Source organism: Tardiphaga sp. 20_F10_N6_6 (assembly GCF_052076045.1).
GTDB lineage: Bacteria > Pseudomonadota > Alphaproteobacteria > Rhizobiales > Xanthobacteraceae > Tardiphaga > Tardiphaga robiniae.
Genome location: NZ_CP197239.1, coordinates 4551013 through 4576505, shown reverse-complemented (window position 1 = coordinate 4576505; position 25493 = coordinate 4551013). Strand labels below are relative to the sequence as shown.

Annotated in this window: 21 protein-coding genes; 12 read left to right on the top strand and 9 right to left on the bottom strand. The window is 62.5% G+C overall.

Features of this window, described 5'->3' with window-relative positions; all coding sequences use genetic code 11:
• Positions 1-17: 17 nt before the first annotated feature.
• The 3 genes from AB7813_RS21975 to AB7813_RS21965 are packed head-to-tail and all read right to left on the bottom strand — an operon-like array spanning position 18 to position 2818.
• Entirely contained in the window at positions 18-968 is a 951-nt protein-coding gene (locus tag AB7813_RS21975; RefSeq protein WP_093758037.1) for an MBL fold metallo-hydrolase, read from the bottom strand.
• A gap of 24 nt (positions 969-992) precedes the next feature.
• On the bottom strand, positions 993-1208 hold the full coding sequence (locus AB7813_RS21970) for a DUF2783 domain-containing protein (protein ID WP_441228376.1): 216 nt from the start codon (positions 1206-1208) through the stop codon (positions 993-995).
• Positions 1205-2818, bottom strand: coding sequence for an FAD-dependent oxidoreductase (locus AB7813_RS21965; RefSeq protein WP_439065619.1), 1614 nt, complete (start codon positions 2816-2818; stop codon positions 1205-1207). The genes AB7813_RS21970 and AB7813_RS21965 overlap by 4 nt, the downstream gene beginning before the upstream one ends.
• Before the next feature lie 144 nt (positions 2819-2962).
• Between AB7813_RS21965 and AB7813_RS21960 the strand changes: the two genes are divergently transcribed.
• Entirely contained in the window at positions 2963-3436 is a 474-nt protein-coding gene (locus AB7813_RS21960) for a MarR family winged helix-turn-helix transcriptional regulator (protein ID WP_089266730.1), read from the top strand.
• Between the two features lie 4 nt (positions 3437-3440).
• Here the strand turns inward: AB7813_RS21960 and AB7813_RS21955 are convergent, their stop codons facing one another.
• Positions 3441-4253: an N-acyl homoserine lactonase family protein gene (locus tag AB7813_RS21955; protein WP_093758034.1), complete on the bottom strand. Its 813-nt coding sequence runs from the start codon at positions 4251-4253 to the stop codon at positions 3441-3443.
• A 267-nt stretch (positions 4254-4520) separates the two neighbouring features.
• On the opposite strand from AB7813_RS21955, the gene AB7813_RS21950 reads away from it, so the two are divergent.
• The 5 genes from AB7813_RS21950 to AB7813_RS21930 all read left to right on the top strand — a co-directional run bounded on the left by AB7813_RS21950 (position 4521) and on the right by AB7813_RS21930 (position 12017).
• Positions 4521-6017 (top strand): caspase family protein, encoded by a 1497-nt coding sequence (locus tag AB7813_RS21950; RefSeq protein WP_439065618.1) that lies wholly within the window; start codon positions 4521-4523, stop codon positions 6015-6017.
• 224 nt (positions 6018-6241) lie between these two features.
• The gene (locus AB7813_RS21945) at positions 6242-6898 is read left to right on the top strand and encodes an OmpA family protein (RefSeq protein ID WP_068737975.1); all 657 of its coding nucleotides are present in this window, start codon (positions 6242-6244) and stop codon (positions 6896-6898) included.
• Between the two features lie 230 nt (positions 6899-7128).
• Positions 7129-7992: an efflux RND transporter periplasmic adaptor subunit gene (locus AB7813_RS21940; RefSeq protein WP_439065947.1), complete on the top strand. Its 864-nt coding sequence runs from the start codon at positions 7129-7131 to the stop codon at positions 7990-7992.
• Positions 7992-11102, top strand: coding sequence for an efflux RND transporter permease subunit (locus AB7813_RS21935; RefSeq protein ID WP_439065617.1), 3111 nt, complete (start codon positions 7992-7994; stop codon positions 11100-11102). The genes AB7813_RS21940 and AB7813_RS21935 overlap by 1 nt, the downstream gene beginning before the upstream one ends.
• A gap of 9 nt (positions 11103-11111) precedes the next feature.
• Positions 11112-12017: an efflux RND transporter periplasmic adaptor subunit gene (locus AB7813_RS21930; protein ID WP_184512905.1), complete on the top strand. Its 906-nt coding sequence runs from the start codon at positions 11112-11114 to the stop codon at positions 12015-12017.
• A gap of 15 nt (positions 12018-12032) precedes the next feature.
• On the opposite strand, the gene AB7813_RS21925 is transcribed toward AB7813_RS21930, so the two are convergent.
• Positions 12033-12899: a caspase family protein gene (locus AB7813_RS21925; protein WP_439065616.1), complete on the bottom strand. Its 867-nt coding sequence runs from the start codon at positions 12897-12899 to the stop codon at positions 12033-12035.
• 351 nt (positions 12900-13250) lie between these two features.
• Between AB7813_RS21925 and AB7813_RS21920 the strand changes: the two genes are divergently transcribed.
• From AB7813_RS21920 to AB7813_RS21905, 4 genes are all read left to right on the top strand, one after another.
• Positions 13251-14987 (top strand): hypothetical protein, encoded by a 1737-nt coding sequence (locus AB7813_RS21920; RefSeq protein WP_441228375.1) that lies wholly within the window; start codon positions 13251-13253, stop codon positions 14985-14987.
• 114 nt (positions 14988-15101) lie between these two features.
• The gene (locus AB7813_RS21915) at positions 15102-15827 is read left to right on the top strand and encodes a thermonuclease family protein (RefSeq protein ID WP_309943819.1); all 726 of its coding nucleotides are present in this window, start codon (positions 15102-15104) and stop codon (positions 15825-15827) included.
• Positions 15828-15880: 53 nt separating this feature from the next.
• Positions 15881-16732: an LssY C-terminal domain-containing protein gene (locus AB7813_RS21910; RefSeq protein ID WP_093758029.1), complete on the top strand. Its 852-nt coding sequence runs from the start codon at positions 15881-15883 to the stop codon at positions 16730-16732.
• Positions 16733-16818: 86 nt separating this feature from the next.
• Positions 16819-17997 carry a pyridoxal-phosphate-dependent aminotransferase family protein gene (locus AB7813_RS21905; RefSeq protein WP_439065614.1) on the top strand — a complete coding sequence of 393 codons (1179 nt, stop codon included), beginning with the start codon at positions 16819-16821 and terminating at the stop codon, positions 17995-17997.
• Here the strand turns inward: AB7813_RS21905 and AB7813_RS21900 are convergent.
• The 4 genes from AB7813_RS21900 to AB7813_RS21885 all read right to left on the bottom strand — a co-directional run bounded on the left by AB7813_RS21900 (position 17994) and on the right by AB7813_RS21885 (position 24040).
• Positions 17994-19259, bottom strand: coding sequence for an MFS transporter (locus AB7813_RS21900; protein ID WP_439065946.1), 1266 nt, complete (start codon positions 19257-19259; stop codon positions 17994-17996). The genes AB7813_RS21905 and AB7813_RS21900 overlap by 4 nt on opposite strands.
• Positions 19260-19349: 90 nt before the next feature.
• Positions 19350-19937 carry a PRC-barrel domain-containing protein gene (locus AB7813_RS21895; protein ID WP_439065613.1) on the bottom strand — a complete coding sequence of 196 codons (588 nt, stop codon included), beginning with the start codon at positions 19935-19937 and terminating at the stop codon, positions 19350-19352.
• 59 nt (positions 19938-19996) lie between these two features.
• A complete protein-coding gene (locus AB7813_RS21890; RefSeq protein WP_441228374.1) occupies positions 19997-22198 on the bottom strand; it encodes an amylo-alpha-1,6-glucosidase in 2202 nt (733 codons plus the stop codon).
• Positions 22199-22273: 75 nt separating this feature from the next.
• Positions 22274-24040, bottom strand: a complete 1767-nt coding sequence (locus AB7813_RS21885; RefSeq protein ID WP_089266712.1) for an ABC transporter ATP-binding protein — start codon at positions 24038-24040, stop codon at positions 22274-22276.
• 17 nt (positions 24041-24057) lie between these two features.
• Between AB7813_RS21885 and AB7813_RS21880 the strand changes: the two genes are divergently transcribed.
• Together AB7813_RS21880 and AB7813_RS21875 are read left to right on the top strand one after the other, a co-directional pair.
• Positions 24058-24342, top strand: a complete 285-nt coding sequence (locus AB7813_RS21880) for a hypothetical protein (RefSeq protein WP_139285809.1) — start codon at positions 24058-24060, stop codon at positions 24340-24342.
• A 1-nt stretch (position 24343) separates the two neighbouring features.
• Positions 24344-25408 carry a glycosyltransferase family 4 protein gene (locus AB7813_RS21875; RefSeq protein ID WP_439065611.1) on the top strand — a complete coding sequence of 355 codons (1065 nt, stop codon included), beginning with the start codon at positions 24344-24346 and terminating at the stop codon, positions 25406-25408.
• The last annotated feature ends 85 nt before the right edge of the window (positions 25409-25493 follow it).

The window sequence follows — 25493 nt, the reverse complement described above, 5'->3', positions numbered from 1 at the left end:
ATGACGAATCTACTACATTACCCTTGCAGCGCGGCCCACATTTCGCGGTCGCGCTTGTCGGTCCAGATCACGGGGTCGTCGATTCCCGAAGCTTCATCGAAGGCGCGGGATACATTGAACGGCAGGCAGTGTTCGTAGATCGCAAAGCTCGAAAACTTCTTGTCCATGACGTCGCGGGTCGCCGCCATGGTCTCCTTCAGGCTGCGCCCCTTGGCGACTGACAGCTCCGCCGCGCCATAGAGCGACATCACGAAGTCACGCGTCATCGCGATCGCCTCGCGGGTCGTCTCCAGCCCTTTCAGTGCATCGCCGCGGCCCGGCGCAATCGCCTTCGGGTTGAACGCACGAATCTCGTTCAGCGTCGACGGCCATTCGCGCAGCAGCGCATCGCCGCAGTAGCAGGCCGAATGATATTCGATGAGATCGCCGGAGAACATCACCTCGGCATCCGGCACCCAGGCGACGATATCGCCCGACGTATGGCCGGCGCCGAGCTGCATCAGGCGCACCTCGCGCTTGCCGAGGAAGATCGACATCTCGCCCTCGAAAGTGAGCGTCGGCCAGGTCAGGCCGGGAATGCTCTCGGCATCCTGGAACAGACGCGGGAAACGGCCGAATTCGGAATCCCAGTCCTGCTGGCCGCGCTCCTCCACCAGCCGATAGGTTTCCTGCGACGCGACCACGCCCTGCGCCTTGTAGGCGGACGCGCCGAGCACACGCACCGCATGATAATGCGACAGCACGACATATTTGATCGGCTTGTCGGTGACCGTCCGCACCCGCTCGATCACCTTGTTGGCCATCGCCGGCGTCGCCTGCGCGTCGAACACGATGCAACCGTCATCGCCGACGATGACCGCCGAGTTCGGATCGCCTTCAGCCGTAAAGGCATAGAGATCGGTGCCGATCTCCGAGAAGGTGACCTTCTTCTCGGTCATGTCGGTCGTGGATGCGAAACCCTTGGTCATCTATCTATTCCTTTGATCTTTACGTCAGTCAGTTCGTATGGCGACAGGCAACCGTCGCTTCGCCAGCGCAATCGCGTCACCGAGCACGGCGGCATCGCCGATATGATTGGCGAGGATCAGCACCAGCGCCGTATCGAGCGCTGCGCTTTGTTCATCACTCAATCCGCGATGCGCCTCGACAATCGCACGATAGGCGTCGTCCGGACTGACGAAGTTGGACGCCGTCGACAGTGCCGTCATGACGGCCTCCCGCTGGCACGCGCGACCGCGGCCTTGATCGCCTGCGGCGTTGGATGCCGGAAACGCGCCGCGACATAACCATCGGGCCGCAGCAGATAGGCGGCACCCGGATCGGCGCCGTAGCGTGCCTTGAACAGCCCGGTCTCGTCGCGCAGCGCCGCATCGTCGCCGACGACCAGACGCGCCACGCCCTCGGGCAGTTCGATCGCCTGACCGTCCGACTGCAATACGGTGAAACCGCGGCCGGCTCCGGCGAAACATTCCGAGAGAAACACATGCGCGCCATCATCGCTGACGAGCGGTGCGTCCGGCATATGCGCGCCCAGTCGCGGACCGACCGACCAGTCATCGCTATCGGCGGTCGACAGCGGCGTCTGATAGACCGACGGCACGGACAGCCGGCCGCCATTGATCATCCGCTTGGCGAAATCAGCCTCCCTGGCGAGCGACAGTATTGCCTGCCGCATGCGCTGCTCCTGCTTCGAATGCGGGGCGATGAAATCCGTCGCATGGGTCGAGGCACGGATATTCTCGTCCGCGGCCGGGCCCCGCTCGGCGTCATAGCTTGCCAGCAGCGACGCCGGCGCATTGCCGGCCAGCACCAGTGCGAGCTTCCAGGCGATGTTCTCGGCATCTTCGAGGCCGGAATTGGCGCCCCGCGCGCCGAAGGGCGACACCTGATGCGCGGCATCGCCGGCGAAGATCACGCGCTCATGCAGGAAGCGCTGCATGCGACGGCACTGGAACTTGTAGACCGAGATCCACTCGAAATCGAAATCATCGTGGCCGAGCATGCGCGCGATGCGCGGACGCACCTTCTCCGGCCGCCGCTCCTCGGCGGGGTCTGCATCCGGCCCGAGCTGCAGATCGATACGCCAGACATCGTCGGGCTGACGATGCAGCAGTGCGGATTGGCCGGAATGGAATGGCGGATCGAACCAGAACCAGCGCTCGGTCGGGAATTCCGCGGTCATCTTGACGTCGGCGATCAGGAACTGATCCTCGAACACCTCGCCGGAAAAGTCCGCGCCGACCATGCCGCGCAGCCCGGAGCGAGCCCCATCGCAGGCAACGACATAGTCGGCGCGCAGCGTGTAAGGCCCATCGGGCGTCTCGATGGTGAGTTCCGCGTGATCGTTGTGCTGCGCCAGCGCGATGACCCTGTTGCGCCAGCGCAGATCGATCTCCGGCAATTGATGCACGCGATCGACCAGAAAGGACTCGGCGTAATATTGCTGCAGGTTGATGAAGGCCGGCATCTTGTGGCCGGTCTCGGGCAGCAGATCGAACTGGTAGAGCATGTCCGGTCCGAGAAAGATCTTGCCGACCTTCCACACCACGCCCTTGTCGATCATGCGATGGGCGACACCGAGACGGTCCCAATATTCGAGCGAGCGTTTGGAGAAACAGATGGCGCGCGAGCCGTCGCCGATGCGATCGGCGTCGTCGAGCAGCACCACGCGCTGGCCGCGCTGCGCCAGATCGATGGCCAGCGACAGGCCGACAGGGCCAGCACCAACAATCACCACAGGATGATGCGCCGCAGCGGCAGCTGACCGCGCCTGATCGGCATGGCGGCGATAGGCAAACTGGCGGACATGTTGCGCCATGGCTCAGCCCCTGCCCTGCAACCGGATGTATTTTCGGATCAACGCTGGTCTGGCCAACGGATCGCACTCCCTCTAAGATAGTCTCATTTGCAACCATCTAAACGCCGGACCCGTGGCGGCGTCAACAGCAGAATTGGTGGCTCCGTGGCAAAATTCGACCTGTTTCAGTTCGTTCCGTTCCGGCTCAACCGGCTGGCCGCGGAGGTCAGCGCCGCGCTCTCGGACGAATATCAGGTGCGCTACGGGCTCGACATTCCGGAATGGCGCGTCATCGCCACGCTGGGCTTTCGCGACGACGCCTGCAGCGCGCAGTTCATTTCGCAATGCACGCGCACCCACAAATCCACCATCAGCCGGGCGGTGACGGCCCTGCTGGACCGCGAACTCATCGAACGGGTTGAAAACGAAGACGACCGCCGCGCCTTCGAATTGCGTCTCTCCGCAAAAGGCACCGCGCTCTATGAAGAGCTGATCCCGCGCCTGCTAAGCAAAGAGCGCGACATCCTGTCATGCCTGACGGCGCAGGAGCGCAAGGACTTCGCCGCCGCACTCGGCAAGATCGAGCGTAGCCTCGACCTCGTGCAGACGCGGCATGGGCAAAAGGCCGGCGCCTATTGAGAGATTAGTCTTTCACAAAGGAGCGCGATGGCATCTCGTGCAGCGCATAGGCATCGGCCTTGCTGCCCTCGACGCGCGGATAGAGCTCGCGCACCAGCGGATCATGGCCGGGAATGATGCGGTCGGGATGGCCCGCAAGGCGCTCGCAGGTGGTCCAGCCGTCGCACATGTCGCCGATATTGTAGACGATCGGAAACGGGCTGCGGCGCTGCATGTTGCCGTAGTAATGCGAGGCGTCCGAGGCCAACACCACCGGGCCGCGCGCGGTTTGCACGCGTACGATCTGCAGACCGTCGGAATGGCCGCCAACGCGGTGCAGTGTGACGCCCGGCGCAACCTCGCCATCGCCATTGTGGAACGTGACGCGCTCATTGAACACGTGTCGCACCATCAGCGTGACGTCTTCCGCCGAGAACGGATGCCGCAGCAGCCCGTTGCACATGCAGCGGCCCGTCGCGTAGCTCATCTCGCGGTCCTGCAGATGGAACCTGGCATTGGGGAGACGATCGAGATTGCCGGCATGATCGTAATGCAGATGCGTGACAATGACGTCGCGGATGTCCGCCGCGCGAACGCCGAAATCGGCCAGCGCATCGATCGGATTGATCGTGAGCTTGCGGCTGCGTTCTTTCGCGGCGACCTCGTTGAAGCCGGTATCGACAAGAATGTCGCGGCCGCCGCCGCGGATCAGCCAGATGAAATAATCGAGATCGGCCGCCGCGGTCTCATGGGGATCGGGTGCGAGATAATTCATCTGCGGCGTCCGCGGCGTCATCGTGGCGTAGCGGATCGCATAGATTTCGTAAGTCACGCTCATTCGTCCCGTCCCATTCCCGATCGTTGTTATGCGCAACAAGCCATTGCTGCCGGGGAAGGTCAAACCGTTCCAACCACCGGAATGACCGGGAACCGGGACTGCAGCGACAACGCCGGACGCGTGGTGAATTGACGCGATAGCTGCCGCCCGCACTGCACGTTGACAGCCGCGATCACGCCGGTTTGATAATGGGAATGGCGTGGATTAGTGTCGCTGCGGCGCAAGCCACAGCTTGGACAGCGCCCTCAAGTCTGGACCGGTTTCATTATGAAAATGCGCATTGCTCTGATCGCTCTCCTGACGTTTGCTGCCACGCCCATCTGGCAGGCCTCCGCCGCAGAAGATCGGACCCACCGGATCGCACTGGTGATCGGCAATGCGAAATATCCGGACGCCGAGGCTCCACTCAAGGAGCCCATCAACGACGCCCGCGACGTCGCCGCCGAATTGAAGCGTGATGGATTTGAGGTCGATACCGGGGAAAATCTCGGCGGCGACGGCATGCGCCGGGCGCTCGACAAATTCTACGGCAAGGTGAAGCCGGGCTCGGTCGCCCTGGTGTTCTTCAGCGGCTTCGGCATCCAGTCCGCGCGCCAGAGTTACATGATCCCGGTCGATGCCCAGATCTGGACCGAGCCCGACGTGCGCCGCGACGGCTTCAGCCTCGAGACCGTGCTGGGCGAGATCAACGGCCGCGGCGCCGGCGTCAAGATTGCGCTTTTGGACGCATCCCGCCGCAATCCGTTCGAACGCCGGTTCCGCAGCTTCTCCGCCGGGCTCGCTCCGGTGATCGCACCGAGCGGCACGCTTGTGATGTATTCGGCGGCGCTGAGCTCGGTGGTCAGCGATGGCGGCGGCGATCACGGGTTGTTTGTCAGCGAATTGCTGAAGGAAATCCGGGTTCCAGATCTCACTGCCGAGCAGACGCTGAACCGGACCCGCGTCAACGTCACCCGCGCGTCGCGCAGCGAGCAGGTGCCGTGGATTTCGTCGTCGCTGGCAGAAGACTTCTCTTTCATAGCGGGAACGCGCCCGGCCTCGGCCGCTGTGGCAGAAGCCAAACCGGCCGATCCGGCGCCGGCTGCGACACCGCGCCCCTCTCCTGTGGCCAAGCCGGAAGTCGTCGCCGCACCTGCAGCACCTGTGCCCGCTGCACCCACGCCGGCGGCTCCAGCAGCAGCGCCTGCGCCGACCGCGGCACCGACTCCTGCCCCTGCCGTCGCCGCCGAAGTTCCTCGCGACGAAAACAAGATCCTGCTGGCGCTGGCGGAGGATCCGACCGTCAAATCGCTGAACGTCAAGCTGACCGACAATCCGGAGGACGCCGGCGCGCTGTATCGCCGCGGCCAAGTCTATGCCAGCAAGGGCGCCTATTCCGCTGCGATCAAGGATTTCGACGCCACGATCAAACTGAATCCCAAGGATGTCGAGGCCTACAACAATCGTTGCTGGGCACGCACCGTGACCGGTGACCTCGCCGCCGCGCTCAAGGACTGCAATGAAGCCCTGCGCCTGCGCCCGAATTTTGTCGATGCGCTGGACAGCCGCGGCCTGGTCAACCTCAAGAACGGCCAGAGCAAGAACGCGATTGCGGATTTCGACGCTGCGCTGAAGATCAATCCGCAGCTGACCTCATCGCTCTATGGCCGCGGCCTCGCCAAACATCGCCTTGGCCAGACGGCGGAAGGCGATCTCGACATCACCAATGCCAAGGCCATGGACCCGGACATCGTCAAGGAATTTGCCGGCTACGGCGTTCGATAGAACGGCGTGCAATAGCACGGCATCCGGTGATCCCCAGAGGTCACCGGAATTTCGCGGGAAAATCGCAAGAAAATCGTAAGAAAGTCGCAAGCCCGGTTTGAACCTGCGGCGCGCGAGCGGACACTATTGATGGCAAGCCGGAAGCCATCCTGAAGCGATCCGGCACCAGATTTTGCTGGATTTGATTCAAGCGCGTTTCGCGCGACTAAATGAAGGATGCACCCATGCCGAACACATCCGCACGCCCCGGCTTCAAGGCACTTCGCACGATCGCCATGATCAGCGTCGCCTTGTCGCTGACCGCAGGCATCGCCGCAGCGGCTGAGGAAGTGACCTCCGACCAGATCCTGCGCGCGCTGGCACCAAAGAAGCCGCTGACCCGCGGTCTGTCGATGACGCCGCCGGCCGAGCCGGCCGTCAATGCCGCCGAAGGCAAGTTCGTCGACTCCCTTCGCAATCGCAGCACGCGGTCGCTGTCGATCGGCGAGCGCGAGCAGATCGCCGCCGTCGCCCAGACCAAGCCGGCGATCGATCTGGAAATTACCTTCGACTACAACTCGGCGAATATCAGCAAGAAGTCGCTGTCCTCGGTGCAGGCCCTCGGCAAGGCCCTGAGCAGCGAAGATCTCAAAGGCGCGACCTTCGTGGTCGCCGGCCATACCGACGCCGTCGGCGGCGAAGAATACAACCAGGACCTGTCCGAGCGCCGCGCCGACGCCATCAAGCGCTATCTGACGGACAAATACGGCATCGCCGGCGCCGACCTCGTCACCGTCGGCTATGGCAAGGGCAAGCCGAAGGCCGGCGTTGCGCCAACTGACCCGTCCAACCGACGCGTTCAGGTGGTGAATATGGCGAACAAGACCACCGCATCCCAATAGAGCTCGGTGGTACCTCTGAGCTTGCTGCGGATTGCCGCACCACAGCGTTCCGCGCCACGCGGGACGCTGTTTGCTGTGGTGATCGCGGATATCCTGTATAGATTGCCCCGACCTGCCGCCGCACCGATCGAATGCCCCTGGTGCTCCGTAATACCAAGTGGATCGATCTCGCAATGAAGGCTTTTGCCTGCTTCTCCCCCTCTCTCGCATGTCTGTCGCTGGCGGCCACCATGGTCGCAACCACCTCTATCGGCTTCGCCGCTGAACCCGCACCCGCCGGCTCCGCCTCGCCGAATGGCGCCATGGTGATCGTCGCCAAAGCCACCAATGCCTGCTTCTCCGATCTCGTGCGGGTCACTGGATTCGTGGTTCCGCGCCGCGAGGCCGTTGTCGGCGTCGAGACCGAAGGTTCAAAGGTCTCCGAAGTGCTGGTCCGCGAAGGCGACAGCGTCACCGAGAATCAGGAACTGGCCCGGCTGATACCGCCGCCGACAGCAGGCAATGCACGCCCGAATCCTGTGACGCTGCGCGCCCCCGCGGCAGGTCTGATTACCTCCGTGAACACCATCGTCGGCGCACCGGCCTCGCCGCAGGCCGGGCCGATGTTCAGGATCGCCATCAACAACGAGCTCGAGCTCGATGCAGAAGTGCCGAGCATCCACATCCTCAAGCTCAACCCCGGCGTCACGGCGCGGATCAGCCGCGACGATCAACCCGATATCTTCGGCAAGGTGCGGCTGGTGTCGCCACAGATCGACCGCGTGACGCAGCTGGGCCATGTCCGGCTGTCGCTGGCCAGCAACCCGTCGCTCAAGGTCGGTGTCTTCGCCCGCGCCAGCATCGACGCCAAGCGCAGCTGCGGCGTCGCGATCCCGCGCTCGGCGATCGAACACTTCATGGTGCAGCTCGTGAAGGGCAACACCATCGAGACCCGACGGGTAAAAGTCGGGCTGGTGTCCGATACGTCGACGGAAATTCTTGAAGGCGTCGAGGTGGGCGACATCGTCGTCGCCGATGCCGGCACATCACTTCATGACGGCGACAAGGTCCAGACCATATTCGCCGATGACCTCGATCGATCGCGGGTGCGTTAATGGCAATGAATATCTCGGCATGGTCGATCCGCCATCCGCTTCCGTCCATCGTCTTCTCGATCATTCTTCTGGTACTCGGCTGGATCAGCTTCACCAAGCTGGCGATCACGCGGCTACCGAGTGCAGACATTCCGGTGATCTCGGTCGCCGTCTCGCAATTCGGCGCGGCACCCGCGGAACTTGAAGCGCAGGTCACCAAGACCATCGAGGACGGCGTCTCCGGCGTCGAAGGTGTCCGGCACATCTCGTCGTCGATCACTGACGGCCTGTCGGTCACGACGGTGCAATTCGCGCTGGAAACCAATACCGACCGCGCGCTGAACGACGTCAAGGACGCCGTGACGCGCGTGCGCGCCAACCTCCCCCAGAATGTCAACGAACCGCTGATCCAGCGCGTCGACGTCATCGGCCTGCCGATCGTGACCTATGCGGCGATCTCACCGGGCAAGACGCCGGAGCAACTGTCGTGGTTCGTCGATGACGTGGTCAAGCGCGCGTTGCAGGGCGTGCGCAACGTCGCGCAGGTCGAGCGCATCGGCGGCGTCGAGCGTGAGATTCTGGTGTCGCTCGATCCCGATCGGTTGCAGGCCGCAGGCCTTACTGCCGTCGATGTGTCCAGGCGCCTGCGCGGCACCAATGTGGACCTCGCCGGCGGCCGCGCCGAAATCGGCAAGAACGATCAGGCGATCCGGACGCTGGCGGGCGCGAAGACGCTGAATGAACTCGCCGGCACCATGATCAGCCTGCCGTCCGGCGGCGAGGTGCGGCTCGAAGATCTCGGGACGGTCACCGATACCATCGCCGACCGCCGCACCTTTGCGCGCTTCAACGGCGAACCTGTGGTGGCGCTGGGCATCAAGCGCTCCAAGGGCGCCAGTGACGTGGTTGTCGCTGCGGCCGTGCAGAAACGCATCGATGCGCTGAAGGCGTCCTATCCCGACGTCGACCTGAAACTGATCGATACGTCGGTGGACTTCACTAAGGGAAATTACGAAGCCGCGATCTCGACACTGTTCGAGGGCGCGGCGCTTGCCGTCATTGTGGTGTTCTTCTTCCTGCGCGATCTGCGCGCCACGGTCATTGCCGCGATCTCGCTGCCGCTATCGATCTTCCCCGCCTTCTGGGCGATGGACCTGCTCGGCTTCTCGCTCAACCTCGTGAGCTTCCTCGCCATCACGCTCTCGACGGGCATTCTCGTCGATGACGCCATCGTCGAGATCGAGAACATCGTGCGGCATATGCGGATGGGCAAGTCGCCCTATCGCGCCGCGCTGGAAGCGGCCGACGAAATCGGTCTCGCCGTGATCGCCATCAGCCTCACCATTATCGCGATCTTTGTCCCGGCCAGCTTCATGTCCGGCATCGCCGGACAATTCTTCAAGCAGTTCGGCATCACCGTGTCGGTACAGGTATTCTTCTCACTATTGGCGGCACGCTTCGTCACGCCTGTGCTGGCCGCGTACTTCCTGAAAGATCACAAGCACAACGACCCGCCGCCCGGGCGCATCCTGCAGGCTTACAACAAGCTCGTGACCCTGTCGGTGAAACGCTACTACGTGACGGTTCTGTTCGGTCTCGCCGTCTTCGCACTGTCGATCTGGAGCATCCAGCTGCTGCCGCAGGGCTTCCTGCCGGCCCAGGACACGGCGCGCTCGCTCATGGCGATGGAATTGCCACCGGGATCGCAGCTCGCTTACACCGAGAAAGTCACAGAAGACATCGTCGCACGGCTCCGCAAGCGACCTGAGGTGAAGAGCGTGTTCGTCGATGGCGGTCACGTTCCGCCCGGCACCTATGAAGTGCGGCGCGCAGCTCTGATCATCAACTACACCCCAAAGAGCGAACGCGACAGCGCACATACACAGCGCCTGCTCGAACTCGATATCAGCAAGGAACTCGAAAGCGTTCCGGATATTCGCTACTGGTTCCTCGACGAAAACGGGCTGCGCGCCATCTCGCTGGTGGTGACCGGCACCGACAGCAATATCGTCGCCAATGTCGCCAGCGAACTGGCGACGCAGATGAAGCGCATTCCGCTGATCTCCAACGTGATCTCGGAAACTTCGCTGGATCGTCCTGAGCTGCGCGTGCAGCCGCGCGCCGATCTGGCGGCGCGGCTCGGCGTCTCCACCGAGAGTCTGTCGGAGACCATCCGCGTCGCCACCATCGGCGACGTTGGTCCCGCTCTGGCGAAATTCGATGCCGGCGACCGCCTGGTGCCGATCCGCGTGCAGCTCGAAGACACGGCACGCGCCGACTTCCAGATCCTCGAACAGTTGCGGGTACCGCTTGGCGGCGGCCGCGGCGGCGTGCCGCTATCCGTCGTTGCCGACATCAAGCTCGACCAGGGACCGACCAGCATCAACCGCTACGACAGAGAACGTCAGGCCACCGTGGCCGCGGATCTCGTGGGCACCGCCGCACTCGGCGATGCCCTGAAGAAGATCTACGAACTGCCGGTCATGAAGAGCCTGCCGAAGAATGTGAGCGTCAAGCAGTCGGGCGACGCCGAAAGCCTGAACGAACTCGCGGATGGTTTCGCCACCGCGATCTCGGCAGGCCTGATGATGGTCTATGCCGTACTGGTGCTGCTGTTCGGCACTTTCCTGCAGCCGATCACCATCCTGTTCTCACTGCCCCTATCCATCGGCGGCGCGATCCTGGCGCTGCTGTTGACCGGAAAGCAACTCACGACGCCTGTCTGGATCGGCATCCTGATGCTGATGGGCATCGTCACCAAGAACGCCATCATGCTGGTGGAATTTGCAGTGGAAGCCATTCGCGAGGGCAAGCCGCGAGAGGTCGCGATCATCGATGCCGGCATGAAGCGCGCGCGGCCAATCGTGATGACCACCGTTGCCATGGTAGCTGGCATGATGCCGTCTGCACTGGCCTTCGGCGCCGGCGGCGAATTCCGCTCGCCGATGGCGCTTGCTATCATTGGCGGGCTGATCTTCTCGACGGCGCTGTCGCTGCTGTTCGTGCCGGCGATGTTCATGATGATGGACGATGTCGGACAATTGGCATGGCGCTTTGGGCGCAAGCTGCTGGCGTCGAGCGGCGAGGAAGATCCGCAAAACGGTCAACCACCCGCCGTCCCGCACAAATAGGCACATGCAATGACCCCGTCCGTCGCATCTTCCAAGCGAACCACCACATGGGCCAGACTGCTGGTCGCGTTGTCGCTATGCGTGTTCACACAGCCGGCTCTGGCCGCCGACGATCCTGCTGATGCCCCGAAGGGTGCAGCAGTGACCGTGCTGACCGCCGCAAAGTCCTGCTTCTCCGCCACGGTCGAAGTCTCCGGCATCCTGATCCCGCGCGAGGAAGTCTCGATCCGTCCCGATCGTCCGGGCCTCAAAGTCGCAGAGGTCATGGTCGATGCCGGCGAGAACGTCACCGCGGGCCAGATTCTCGCACGCCTGACGCCACCGGAAGGCGGATCACTTCAAGTTCAGGCCACGGTCGCAGGATTGGTCAGCGCCTCGTCCGCCGTGGTCGGATCACTCGCATCGGCCAAGGGCGAGGCTCTTTTCAGCATCATCGCGCGGAGCGAATTCGAATTCATCGGCCAGGTACCGACGCGCGACCTGCCGAAGCTGAAAGTCGATCAGCCGGTCAAGGTCAAGGTGATCGGCGCTGGAGAGCTGGACGGTAAAGTGAAACGCGTCGCCTCCACCGTGGAGCCCAACAGTCAGCTCGGCCAGGTCGTGGTCTCGATCACCTCGGCCCGGCGGCTGATGAGCAATTCCTACGCGCGTGCCATCATCAAGACTGGCGAAAGCTGCGGCGTTGCAGTGCCACTGACCGCTGTTCTCTATAGTGCCGGCGGCACCGTCGTGCAGGTGGTGCGGCGGCAGCGTATCGAGACGCGGCGCGTCGAGATCGGGCTCATGTCAGGCGGGCGCGTGGAGGTACGCGAAGGTTTGAGCGATGGCGATGTGATCGTCGCGCGGGCGGGCGCCTTGTTGCGCGAAGGCGACCCGGTTCGTCCGGTGATGGCCAGCGCAGACGCTAACAAGTAAACGCGATGGGAAAGCTTAGCTGCCGGCTTTGGCCGTTGCGCTATCGCCGAGCAGGATGTCCTCAACCAGCGACGACGACACGGCAGGAACCTGCTCACCGGCGGTCGCGCGGGTAACCGCAACGCGGGTGTTGGTGAAGACGGACTCGGCACTCGCCGGCTTGGCCTTCATGTTCTTCAGCAATTCGGTTGCGAGCAGGCTGTTCTGACCATCCACATCGTCGGCAACTTTGCCCGGCGTCGCCGAGGTCAGGATCAGCGCATTCTCAGGAACATCGATCGGCGCGAGACCACGGGAGTAACCGCGGAAGCGACGCTCATAGGGATTGCGGCGGGACGCATCCAGCACGACCAGTTTGGCCTGGGCACCCTGCTCCTTCATGATATCGAGAACAGACTCGACGCTCATGCCATCGCGGCGGATGTCACGCTCTTTCCAGATCGCAGCATCGACCGGGATCATGTAGCTCTGGCGGCCAACTTGGACGCCATAGCCACCGAAATACAGCATCACGACGGTTTCAGGCTTGATCTTGGCCTTCAGGCGCTCGACAGCGCGGGTCATGTCATCGCGGGTCGCGTCTTCCACCACATCGACGTCGAAACCGTCGCGGCGGAGTGCGCTCGTCATGGCACGCGCATCATTGATCGGCTGGCTCAGCGGCGCGCCGGCGTCGGGGTAATGACCGTTGCCGATCACCAGCGCGATGCGCGACGCCTTCGTCACGGGATTGATCGTCCCGGTCACCGTCTCGGCCTGTGCGGCTTCCAGCGAGCGCTTGTTCAGCGCGGCATTGGCGCCAAGCACCAGCGACACCAAGCCGACAAAAGCTGCGGCCACAGTGATCGAGCGACGGGATACGCGAAACTGCCGTACGTTCATAACGTCATTCCTGCTCATCGTTCAGGCGCAACCGTGGGTCGCGCGAACGTCGAAATAGGTTTGAAGGGATGCCAAACCAATGAGTATTAAATGCGCTCAATTTGCGGCATCGCAGCAAACTGGTTGTTAACCCGTCGAGCCCACCCGGGCAACCGGTAAAGGCCGGGATTTAAGACAGGGTTACTGACTGACCAGGCTAAGGTCTTGAACGGGCTTGCGCTTCACGCAATTGTAATTCAGACCGATTCGTGCAATTTTTCAAAGGCTTGCAGGTGTCGGGAAGCGATTGCGCCGCAGCAGCGGCGGGCGGTTTTCGAGGCGTGCGCAGGGGGCGGCACTGAAAGAAACCTCATGGGTGTGACTTATTTTGCCGGCGCCGCATACCGCGCGCTGACAGCGAGCAAGGTCGGCCCGTCGCTTTACGACCTCTGCGATCCCCTATTTCACAAGCACACCGGCGGCGACGCCCATATCGTCAAGTTCTACAAAACTGCGCTCGGCAATCCTGCGCTCCGTCCATTGCTCTGTCGCGCCGGCCTGCCCGAGTTGCGCGACCCTGCCCGGTTCAAAGCCATACAGCAGGCCCTGAGAGCGGCGCGCGACGACGCGAGCCCCGATTGGGAAGCCATCGGCCAGCCCATCGCCGAGCTGCTCGACACGGTCACATTGAGCCATCCAGAGCCGAAGCCGGTGACGGCATCAGCGCAGGCACCGTCGCTGGGCGAGATCGACAATGTCATCAAGGCCTGCGGCGCGCATCTGCTGCGCTCGTTCGACCGCAACGGCTTCATCCCCACCTACGCGGCATTCAACCTGATCGGCGATCCCGACATGCATGGCCGCGATTTCCTGATGGCTCTGACGGGCCTGAATTCGCGCGGCTACAAGAACTCGACGCTGCTGTTCACTCTCGCGCGTATCTTCATCGCCCGCTCGCCGGCCGGAAAACTCATCAATCCGCCATGGACCGGAATTGCCGAACCCATGTGGGAGCCGGTGCAGATCCGGCATCGCTCTGCCTATTACGACGCGTTCTTCACCGAGGCGCTGCTCAGCTTCGGCGAAACCGGACTGCCGTCGCCGGACCAGACGACATCCTCGCACCGCGCCATCGATGCGATGGTTGAATTCTGCCTGGTCACCAGCCGCGAGGAAGTCCGCTCGCATGACGGGACGCGCGTGAACGTCATCACCGCGCTGGCGCCGCCGCCGCATCCGCGCTTCAGCCGGCTGTTCGCGCAGATCAAGCAGGATCTCGGCTTCGGCATCTATGTGCCGGACTGCGACACCACCGCCTGCTCGTTCTCCGCCGCCACACAGGCCGGCTCCACCGATCCGATCCTCGATCAACCCCTGCTCGACTTCTATGCCGGTTATCAGGTCGGCAACGGCAGCAACGAGCCGATGGTCACCGTGCCGATCAACGATCACATCGACTATGACGGCGCCATCGTCACCTGGATCGACAATCTCGCGGGCGAGCGGCCCTATGGCAACGACCTCGATCCGACGCTCAATCTCGACGTGCTCGAAGTGTCATTCCGAAATCTGGTTCGCTGGAAAGTCATGGAGACACCGACACGTCTGGAAACGATGCAGCGGATCATCGGCTTCCAGCGCCGCCTCGTGGCATCCGGCGCCTTCGCTGATCCAAAATCGCACATCTATTATCTGCCAGAACTCTACATCGCCTATTTCGGCCGCTGCTATGCGGCTTTCCGTGAGCTACCAGCCGCAACACAACAGGCCATCGATACCGACGGCACGTTCGACTTCATTCGCCTGCGTGTGCTCGCTTATGTGCAGGACGAATTGATTGCGCGCGAGATGAATACTTTCGATGCGGCACTCGCACTGATCGCGCTTGGACATCTCGGCGGCGAGCTCGCGCATTTCGCACCTGCGCTGCGCTGCATCATCACGGCAACAGGCGAAGGCGGCCGCAAGGGTCCGTTCAAGGCCTATGAATGGAACAAGATGAAAACGCCAACACGGATTCTCGTCGGCGGTCCCGAAGTGACCTCAGCCTTCGTGCTGATGGGTCTCGCGCTGGCGCGGCGGAGAATGATGAACGGCCATGCCGCATAGTTCATCGCGCGAAGTTGAAGGTATGAAGGAGCGACCGCGCTGGCATGGGCGGCGAAATGCCCGCACTGTCTCCGGATTGTCGTCATGATTTTGCAATCAAACGGTTCGATGCGCATGTTCCGCACCTTCTCTCTTTTTATCGCGATGCTTTGCATTCCCGCACTGGCACAGGCCGCCGACCTGACCGGCGTGCCGAAGATCCGCGACGGCGACCAGATGACCATTGGCGCGACCCGCATCCGGCTCGCCGGCATGGACTCGCCCGGCCTCGATCAGTTGTGCCTGAATGCCGCCGGCGAGCGCTGGACCTGCGGCGTCGCGGCACATGAAGCGCTTGTTGAACATGTCGGCGACAAGAGCTGGACCTGCCACGTGCTACGGACCGATCGCTTCGGTCGCTCGGTTGCCAAATGTGAGGTTGACGGCGAGGACATCAGCCAATGGATGGTGAAGAGCGGCTGGGCGCTCTCCTATGTGCGCTTCTCGCATGCCTATGATGCCGACGAGAAAGCCGCACGTGAGGCCAAGGCCGGACTTTGGGCCGGCGCGTTCTTTGCGCCCTGGGACTGGCGCGTACGCAACAAGAAAACCACCATTCTTGGCTCGATCAAGCCTCCGGAGGATGCCTTGCCGATCCTGCTGGCCTCGGCATCCGGCCACGTGGCGCCGTCGCCAACCTGCCGGATCAAGGGCAACGTCAACCGGGCCGGCGTCTGCATCTATCACACGCCCGAAAGCCGCTGGTATGCCAAGATCAGCATGCGGATCAGCAAGGGAACACGCTGGTTTTGCTCTAAAGAAGAGGCCGAAGCCGCCGGCTGCCGCGAGACCCGACGATGACATCGTGGCGCTGACGTGGCAGGTTCCCCGCTCAGATTCGATCGAGCGGAACCGTGGCTGACCTGCAGACGGATGTCATTGCGCAAAAACAACGCCGCAGCCGGACATTCCGGGCGGCGCGACTGACGCTGCTCGCTTTGATCATCTATGGCGGCATCGCCTATCTGTTGCTCCCCGAACTATGGACCCATTACGAGCACCAGAAGAGCCTTGCCGGATTGCCGATGACGACCATGACCGCGCAGGGCATCCCGGGCGATCCCATCAATGTCGGCCTGATCGGCGACAAGAAGGACGTGCTGTGCGCGATGCATGCTGCCGGATGGTATCCCGCCGATCCCGTAACTTTACGCTCGTCCCTCGAGATTGTCGGCAGCGTCTTGCTCGACCGCCCCTATCGCGAAGCACCGGTGAGCCCGCTGGTTTACCTCGGCCGTCGCGAGGATCTCGCTTTCGAGAAGCCGGTCGGCAACAGCGCTGATCATCGCCACCACATCCGGCTCTGGAAGGTACTCGACAAGGGGCAGGAAGATCGCCCGGTCTGGCTCGGCGATGCGACTTTCGATCGCAGCGTCGGGATCAGCAAATACACCGGCGCGATCACGCATCATATCGCTGCCGATATCGACGCGGAGCGCGCGGTACTCGCAGGCGACCTCGAAAAGGCCGGCATGGTCGAGGCCAAATATCAGGTCACAGGAATCGGGCCAACCGTCGCCGGCCACAATGGCGGCGGTGACCTGTACTACACCGATGGCGAAGTCTGGATCCTGCGGCTCGTGGTGGCCTGCGCCAAACACGACGGCCCTCCCGAGACGATCCCGAGCCCGGCGGCGACCGAGATCAAGGACCAGATCTTCCAGGCCATCGCGAATGTGATCGGGCGTGATGCGCTGACTCACTAAGCGGTGAAATTCAAACCACCTCACACGCGCTTTGATTTCGCGCTGCGCCATGGCACCATGGCCAAAAATACCAACAAGGATTGAAAATGGTCGTTCGTGCAGGTCGTGAATTTCTCGCCATCCCCGGCCCCACCACGATGCCAGACGAAGTATTGCGGGCGATGCATCGTCCGCCGCTGGATATCTACTCCAAGGAAATGGTGCAGCTCACATTCGGGCTGCTGCGCGATATCGGCACGTTGTTCGCCACCAAGGGCAACACCTATATGTATATCGCCAACGGGCATGGTGCCTGGGAAGCGACGCTCACCAATGTGCTGTCGCGCGGCGACAAGATCCTGGTGCTGGAAAGCGGGCGTTTCGCGGTCGGCTGGGGCCACGCGGCGCGCGCCATGGGCGTCGACGTGCAGAGCCTGAAGGGCGACTGGAATCGCGCCATTCGTCCTGCCGAGGTTGAAGCGACGTTGCGACAAGACACCAAGCATGAGATCAAGGCTGTGCTTGCAGTGCAGATCGACACGGCGTCAGGCGCGTTCAACGACATTGAAGCCATCGGCAAGGCCATCAAGGCCGCCGGCCATCCCGCATTGTTCATGGTCGACACCGTCGCATCGCTCGGCTGCATGCCGTTCGAGATGGATGCATGGGGCATCGATGTCGCCATGTCCGGCTCGCAGAAAGGCCTGATGACACCGCCCGGCCTCGGCTACGTCGCGGCGAATGATCGTGCGCGCGAAATCCACAAGACTGCCAATCTGCGCACACCCTATTGGGACTGGACCGAGCGCGACGGCGACGAGCACTACCGAAAACATTCGGGCACCGCGCCGGTGCACCTGATGTTCGCGCAGCGTCAGGCCATCGACATGCTTTTCGACGAGACGCTGGTTAACGTGTTCCAGCGTCATCGATTGCTGGCGGAAGCCGTGCGCCGCGCCGTTGCCGTATGGGCCGATGGCGGCGTGCTGAGCTTCAATATCATCGAGCCGAAAGAACGCGGCAACACGGTCACGACGGTGCGGATGGACAACCCGACGCCGCTGCTCGATTACTGCCGCGACAAATGCGGCGTCATTCTCGGCGTCGGCATCGGCGACCTGCACGGAAAAGCATTCCGCATCGCCCATATGGGCCATGTCAACGCGCCCATGATTCTCGGAACGCTCGGCGTGATCGAGATGGGATTGCAGGCGCTCGGCATTCCGCACGGCAAGGGCGGTGTCACGGCCGCGGTCAACTTCCTCGGTGAGAGCGTCGCGCCCTAAGGTCCGTTCTCAACCTCGCCGTGGTCGCGGCGAGTTTCCGGCATCACCAGCCAGATCAGCAACAGACCAAGCCCGGCGACGCAGGCCAGACCGACAAAGGCAACCGGCGCGCCGAGCTTGTCGGCGACGAAGCCGGCGGTCACCGTGCTGAGTGACGCGCCGATGCCGGTGGCGGTGCCGACAATGCCTTGCGCGAGACTGAAGCGACCGCTGCCAAAGGCGATGTCGGCGACGATCAGCGGGATCATCACGCTGAACACGGCAGCAGTGACGCCGTCGAAGACCTGCACGGCGACCAGTGCAAACGGATCGGTGACCACGGCGAATAGCAATCCGCGGATCACGAGCGCGGCGAAAGCGATCAGCAGCAGCGGCCGACGGCCCCATTGCTGCGCCTTTCGGCCGACCGTCGGTGAGGTCGCCGCGACGATGGCCTGCGGGACCACGATGCAGAAGGCGATCAGCGCCGGTGCCCAGTCGGCCGAGCGCGTCGTGACGACGCCCGCCATCAAAGGCAGCATCGCGGCATTGGCAAGCTGCAGCAGCAGCACAGCGCAGGCAAAAATCAACAGCGGCTTCTGCCGCACCAGATCGCGAAAACGGATCGGCTTTTTGCTCTCGGCCTCTTTGGTGCTGGCACCATGGGCCTGCGCAGGGTTGATCTCCTGAGGTCGAATCCGGGACAGCGCATAGAGCACCGGCAGCGCCAGCAGGAAGGTGACGATGAACACCGACCGGCTGGACAGCAGATAGCCGCAAGTGCCCATGACGGCGGCAGCGACGCCATTGCCGAGCGAGGCGAAGCGCGCATTGCGCCCCAGCCGTTCGCCGATCCGCAGCGGCCCGACCAGCCCCAGGCTGATAGCGGCGATCGCAGGGCCGAGCACGCAGCTCGCCATCGCATGCAACGTCGCTGCCGCGACAATGACGGGAAACACCGGCAGCGCCGCGTAAGCTAGCGCACAGCCGCCGATGGTCGCGACCGCGGCACCGGCGACCAGCCGCGTCGAGCGCGCCGCATCGATGATCGCGCCACCCGGAATTTGGCCGAGCAGCGCGACGATGCCCCCGATCGACAGCACGAAGCCGATCTCGACCTGTGTCCATTTCTGCGTGGTGAGATAGACCGCAACGAACGGGCCGAATCCTGTCTGCACGTCGGCGAGAAAGAAGATGAACCAGTCGAGCCCGCGCAGGCTCTGCTTCGATGGCTCAGGACTCCGCTGCGGCTCCTGCGGGCCCGGCTCGGACTCCGGCGCAATCCCCGGCGCGCAGGCGACCTCAGGCACCGCCGCCGCGACATCATCGCGGCGGGAGAGATCAGCTGCGCGTGTGGTCGCGTGAACCGCCAATTAGCGCTCCTGCATGGTAAGAGGCGGAAACCTCAGCGGCGTCAGTGTGCCGGACGCGCCGAGCACGACGATGGGCTGGTCGTCCTTGTATTCCGGCGCAGCACGCACCTGCTCGCGTGTAAGATCGAGCGTGATGCTGGCGGTCTTGTCGGCCACGTTCCAGAAATGCAGCGCACCCCAATCGACCACGATCTTGCGCGAGCCGACCCCGAGGAAACCGCCGAAGTCGATGACCGCGCCGCGCACCTGGCCCGCGCGATCGACGATCACGTCGGCAATGCGTCCCATATTCTCGCTTCCGGGACTGCGCACGTCGCGGCCGAGAATGCCCTTGGCATCGAAAGCGTCGATCACCGTAACCGATGGCGGCTTGGCGACAGGCGCAGGAGGCGTGGACGCGACCGGTGGCGCTGCCGGCTGCACCGCAGCCGCATCCGGTGCGGGCGACGGCACGGACGGCTGCGCTTCAGGGGTGGATTTCTCTGACGTCGCGGGCGGAGGCACAGGCGCATCCGCCGCCTGGCACACGGCCACGGCGTTCAACGCCAACGCGACAGCCAATCCGGCAACGATACGAATTGCAGGCATGGAAACTCCCTCACTCACGCGTTTCGCTGATGGGCACGACCCCAGCGCCAGGCGACGCGTCAATGCGTCAATACGATCGATACCTGGATCTGACCGCGGGTTCGCAGCACTTCCAGCGACACATCGTTCTCGTGTTTGCGCAGGCAGAGATCGACGCTGGATTCGCCGAGCCGAAGATCACGCAAAATGACGTATTGCAGGAAAGCGGGCAGCCGCGGATTGCGGAAACGAATTTCCCCGCGCGCAACATCGAATTCGATTCCTAGTGCTGCCTCGAGCAGGGTATACGGCGTAGCGCTAGCCCAGGCCTGCGGCGCGCAGGCCACCGGATACAAGGTCGGGCCGCGGCGTTTTTCGCGCTGGAAGCCGCAGAACAATTCCGGCAATCGTCGCAAGTCCATATAGGCCGCGGTGTCGAACAGGCCCTTGAAGACGGCCTCGACCGAATGCTTCAGGCCATAGCGCGCCAGACCGAGTGTGATCAGCGCATTGTCGTGCGGCCAGATCGAGCCGTCATGATAGGACATGGGATTGTAGCGCGCCTCGCCGCGCGCAATGGTGCGAATGCCCCAGCCGGTGAAGAAATGCGGACGCATTAGGTCGGCAGCGACCATGCGCGCACGGTCTTCACGGACGATGCCTGTAAACAGCAACTGTCCCGCATTGGAGGCACGAACCGCGCAAGGCATCTTCTTGCCGTCGAGCGCAAGCGCATAGGTGCCGAGTTCCTCGCACCAGAATGCTTCCTCGAACCGCGCAGCAAGTTGCTCCGCTTCGGCCTCGAGCTGCCGGGCCCTGTCGGGCAGGCCTGTGCGCAATGCGAGACGCGACGCCAGATGCTTGGCGGCGAAGACATAGCCTTGCACCTCCGCCAGTGCGATATTGCCCTCAGCGAGCTTTCCATCGGCATGAAAGATGGCGTCATACGAATCTTTCCAGCCCTGGTTCTGCAGTCCCTGTTCGGTGGCGCGCTGATATTCGACGAAGCCATCCTTGTCGGGGTCGCCGGGACCATCGATCCATCCGAGGGCGGCCTCAACGGCCGGCCACAGCTCGTGCAGGGTTTCATCATCGCCGGTGCGCTCGACATACATCCCTGCGAGCATCACAAAGAGCGGCGTGGAGTCGACGCTGCCGTAATATTGCGCGAACGGGACTTCGCGGAGCGCAGCCATCTCGCCGCCGCGCATTTCGTGCAGAATCTTGCCGGGCTCGGCATCCGCAAGCGGATCGACCGACTTCGCCTGAAATGCCGCAAGCCGTTTCAGCACGCCGCGCGCCACGCGCGGATCGATCCACAACAGTTGCAGCGCCGTGATCAGGCCATCGCGACCGAATGTCGTCGAATACCAGGGAATACCGGCGTAAGGGTAACGGCCCTGCGGCGTATTCGTCATCAGGATACTGAGATCGGCCATCGCCTGGCAGAGCACCTCGTTGAAAATATCGTTCGAGGTCTCGACCGTCGCCGCACCCTTGCTGAAATTGCGCATCTCGCGGCGATGCGCGAGCAAGCCACGAAAGAACGGTACAGGCTTGTGGCCGACCTCGGCGTTGCAACTGACAGCAACGAACAGTGACGTCGTTTGCTGCGGCTTCAGCTCGAAGTGGTAGGTCGCGGTATTGGCCGCCAGCCGCGTCGGGCGCGGATCGAAATGCACCATCGTGCTGAGCGGCTTACCGTCGAGGCCGGTATATTCCAGCGCAACGTCACTGGGCCCGACCAGGCGACTGGTGGCGATGCCGCGATGCTTGCGCTTTTCGCCACGCACCTCGAACAGATCGGCAAAGTCATTGTCGAATGACAGCGTCAGATCGAAACTCGCACGGTGTTCGCCGTGATTTTGCAGACCGATCCGCTGATAAGCCGCACCACGCAACAGGAAGAACGTGCGCACGATGTGCAGCATATCTTTCTGCAGCACGAGGCGGCCGTTGCGATAGATATCCGGATTGGTCAGATCGACGGTCAGCGACGAGTTGTCATCGCGCAGATTCGAACCGAGCAACAACGGCTGCACGTCGTTCAGCGCCAGCTCCAGCCGCGCGAGATAACGCGTATCGGCATTGAACAGGCCATCCGGCCCGCCCGCGGACGCGCCAATGTCACCATGACTGTCGAGCACCACAAACGTATCGTCGTGCTTGAGCGCACGTCGCGGGCGCGAAGCAGGACCCGTCATCGGAATGTAGAACGGCGACTCGACCGCCTTTTGATCGGCGATAGCGTTCAACTTGGTCGCGGCGGCTTCGATGGGCATGGATGACCTCGGCCGGTTGTAAGGTGAAGACAGGCACGAAGATAAACGCAGCGCCTGGAGAGGATAACTGAGTCGTCAGGCTGCGTGCTGCGCGAGACGGCTCATTTCCTGTGTGACGAGTTCCCGATACGGCCCCTCGCCCTGCATCAGATGATCAGGTTTGCCGTCCTCAATGATCTTGCCGCTCTGCAGCATGACCACGCGATCGAAATTGCGCAGCGTCGCGAGGCGATGCGCGATCGCGATTACCGTGCGACCACGCATCAGACGCGCCAGCGCCTCACGGATCGCCTCTTCCGATTCACTGTCGAGGGCCGCCGTTGCCTCATCCAGCAGCAGAATGGGCGCGTCCTTCAGGAAGGCGCGTGCAATGGCGATGCGTTGACGTTGCCCGCCGGACAGTTTGACGCCGCGGTCCCCGACCATGGTGTGAAGACCTTCCGGCAGCGTCTCAACAAAGTCGCAACGCGCCGAAATAGCGGCACGCAGTACCTCGTCATCCGTCGCCTCAGGACGTCCATACCGGATGTTCTCCATGATGGAGCGATGGAACAATGAGATGTCCTGCGGTACCACGGAGATTGCGTGACGCAGGCTGTGCTGGGTCACGCGTGAAATATCCTGGCCATCGATGGTGATGCTACCATCCTGCACGTCATAGAAGCGCTGCAGCAATACAAACAGGCTCGACTTGCCGCCGCCGGACTGGCCGACAAGGCCAACGCGCTGGCCGGCATTGAGTCGCAACGTGAACTTGTCGAACACCTGCAGACCGCCGGGATAACGGAACGAGATATTGTTGAAGGCGATCGCTGCACCTGACTTCACCAGCGGCTCGGCTTCGGGATGGTCGCTGAGCTCATGCGGTACCAGCAATGTGGACAGCGCCTCGGACAGGCGCGCAACATGTTGCGTGACATCTACGAGCGCTACCGCAAGATCTCGCGTCGCATGCAGGATCGAGAGACCGAGCGTACAGATCAGAACGACGTCGCCGGTGCTGGCGCCGCCTCGCTGCCACAGCATGATCGCCCAGGCGAGCAGCCCGATCGTCAGCGCGACCGTGATGGCCGCATGCGTCAGGCGCAGACGCTCGAGATAGCGCAGGCTGCGACCACGGGCGTTCAGCTCGCGATCGACCGTTTCATCGAAACGATCATGCTCAAAGCTCAATCCGCAAAATGCGCGGACCAGCGGCATATTGTTGATGACATCGACCATTTCGCCATCGACGGCGGCCGCCTTGCTGGCGAAGTCGTCATGCAGTTTCTTGCCGGCCGCGGCCATCTTGAACATCATCACGACGACCGCGCCCGCCACGACCGTCAGTCCCGCCGCCATCGGCAGGCTGACGGTTCCAATCAGCAGGATAGCCGCGAATGTCGCGACGCAGGGCGGCAAGACGTTCCAGACAAACATGTTTTCGACCGTGAAGACCGCGTTGGATGTTGCCGTGATACGGCTGGTCAGCATGCCGGGCAGCCGATCCGAGAAGTAGCTCGGTGCGTGTCCGGTCAGATGGCGAAAGATATCGCGCCTGAGATCGCCGGTGACACCAACGAATGTGTAGCTCGCGGTCCAGCTGGCCACGCGCCACAGGAACATGTCTGCCGTGATCAGCGAGATCAGAACGCCAAATGCGATCCAGACGGTATTACCGGCTCCCGAAGGCCCCGATGAGAGGCCATCGACTAAAAATTTAATTCCGTACTGCGTGCCCACCGAACAGGCGACGGCTGCAAGCACGGATATCAGGATGATCAGATGCGATGCAGAACGCATCCTGATGTAGCGCATCACGAAAGCGAAAGGGCGATACGCATATCCGGAAAGACTGTCCATGTGATTGTCAAAACCCGTTGAATAAGAACAAGAATCTCGACGGACAGCGTCCCCGCCCGCTGATGGAGATGATGCCATCCCGAATTTCCCACGCTCTCGCCATCTCGGCGCAACATTCGGGCAGCATTAACACTCCGGAAACCGTGGTTGAACGTGATGGCATCAGCAAGACCACAGTGTGGACGAACTACGCAGATCACATAGGAACCTCGCAGATGCGAGAACGTTCCAGCTTCAGGCATACCGGTACCGACACGTCGTCGCTGAAGTTGTTCATCACTTCCAACATGGGAGATATGTAAAATGCGCATCGCGCAAGTTGCTCCGCTGACAGAAGCCGTTCCGCCGAAGCTCTATGGAGGCACGGAACGCGTCGTCCACTGGTTGACCGAAGAGCTGGTGGCGCAGGGGCATGATGTTACGCTGTTCGCCAGCGGCGACTCTCAAACGTCAGGCAAGCTCGACGCCGGATGGCCGAAGGCGCTGCGGCTCGACGGCTCTGTCCGCGATCCCAACGCACTCCATATGGAGATGCTTGAACGCGTAAGACAGAAATGTGACGACGACGAATTCGACGTTCTGCATTTCCATCTCGATTACTATCCGTTCTCGCTATTCTCCCGCCAACCCACACCATTTCTCACGACGCTGCACGGCCGTCTGGATCTGCCGGAACATCAGCCGACCTTCACGACTTTCTCCAAGATTCCCGTTGTTTCGATTTCGAACGCGCAGCGGCGCCCGGTACCGCAGGCGAATTTCGTGCGTACGATCTATCACGGCCTTCCCGAGAAGCTGCTGACGCCGCAACCGATCACGCCGAGCTACCTCGCCGTGCTCGGGCGTATTGCGCCCGAGAAGGGCGTCGACCGCGCGATCAAGATCGCCATCCGCGCCGGCATCCCGCTGAAAATCGCGGCCAAGATCGACCGCGCGGATGAGGACTATTACGAGCAGGTCGTTCGCCCACTGATGGATAATCCGCTGGTCGAATATATCGGCGAGATCAGCGACCGCGAGAAGCCGGAATTCCTCAGCGGCGCCTATGGTCTGTTGCTGCCGATCGACTGGCCGGAGCCGTTTGGCCTGGTGATGATCGAATCCATGGCCTGCGGCACGCCGGTCATCGCCTATAATCGCGGCTCGGTGCCGGAGATCATCGACGAGGCCCTCACCGGCTTCATCGTCGAGGACGAGACCAGTGCAGTTGCCGCGGTGGGTCGTCTCGCCGGCATGGACCGTACAGCGATCCGCAAGCAGTTCGAAACCCGCTTCACCGCCCGGCGCATGGCTCTCGATTATGTGGCCACCTATCGCAGCATGATGGAGCATAGGGTGTCGCTGCGACTGGTCAGCAGCGCAGAGTAGTCTGAAGCGCATAATTAAGGCATCGAAGGGCGGCCCGTCGGGTCGCCCTTTTTCGTGCTGGCCTGCTGCAAAATCACTGGCCCGC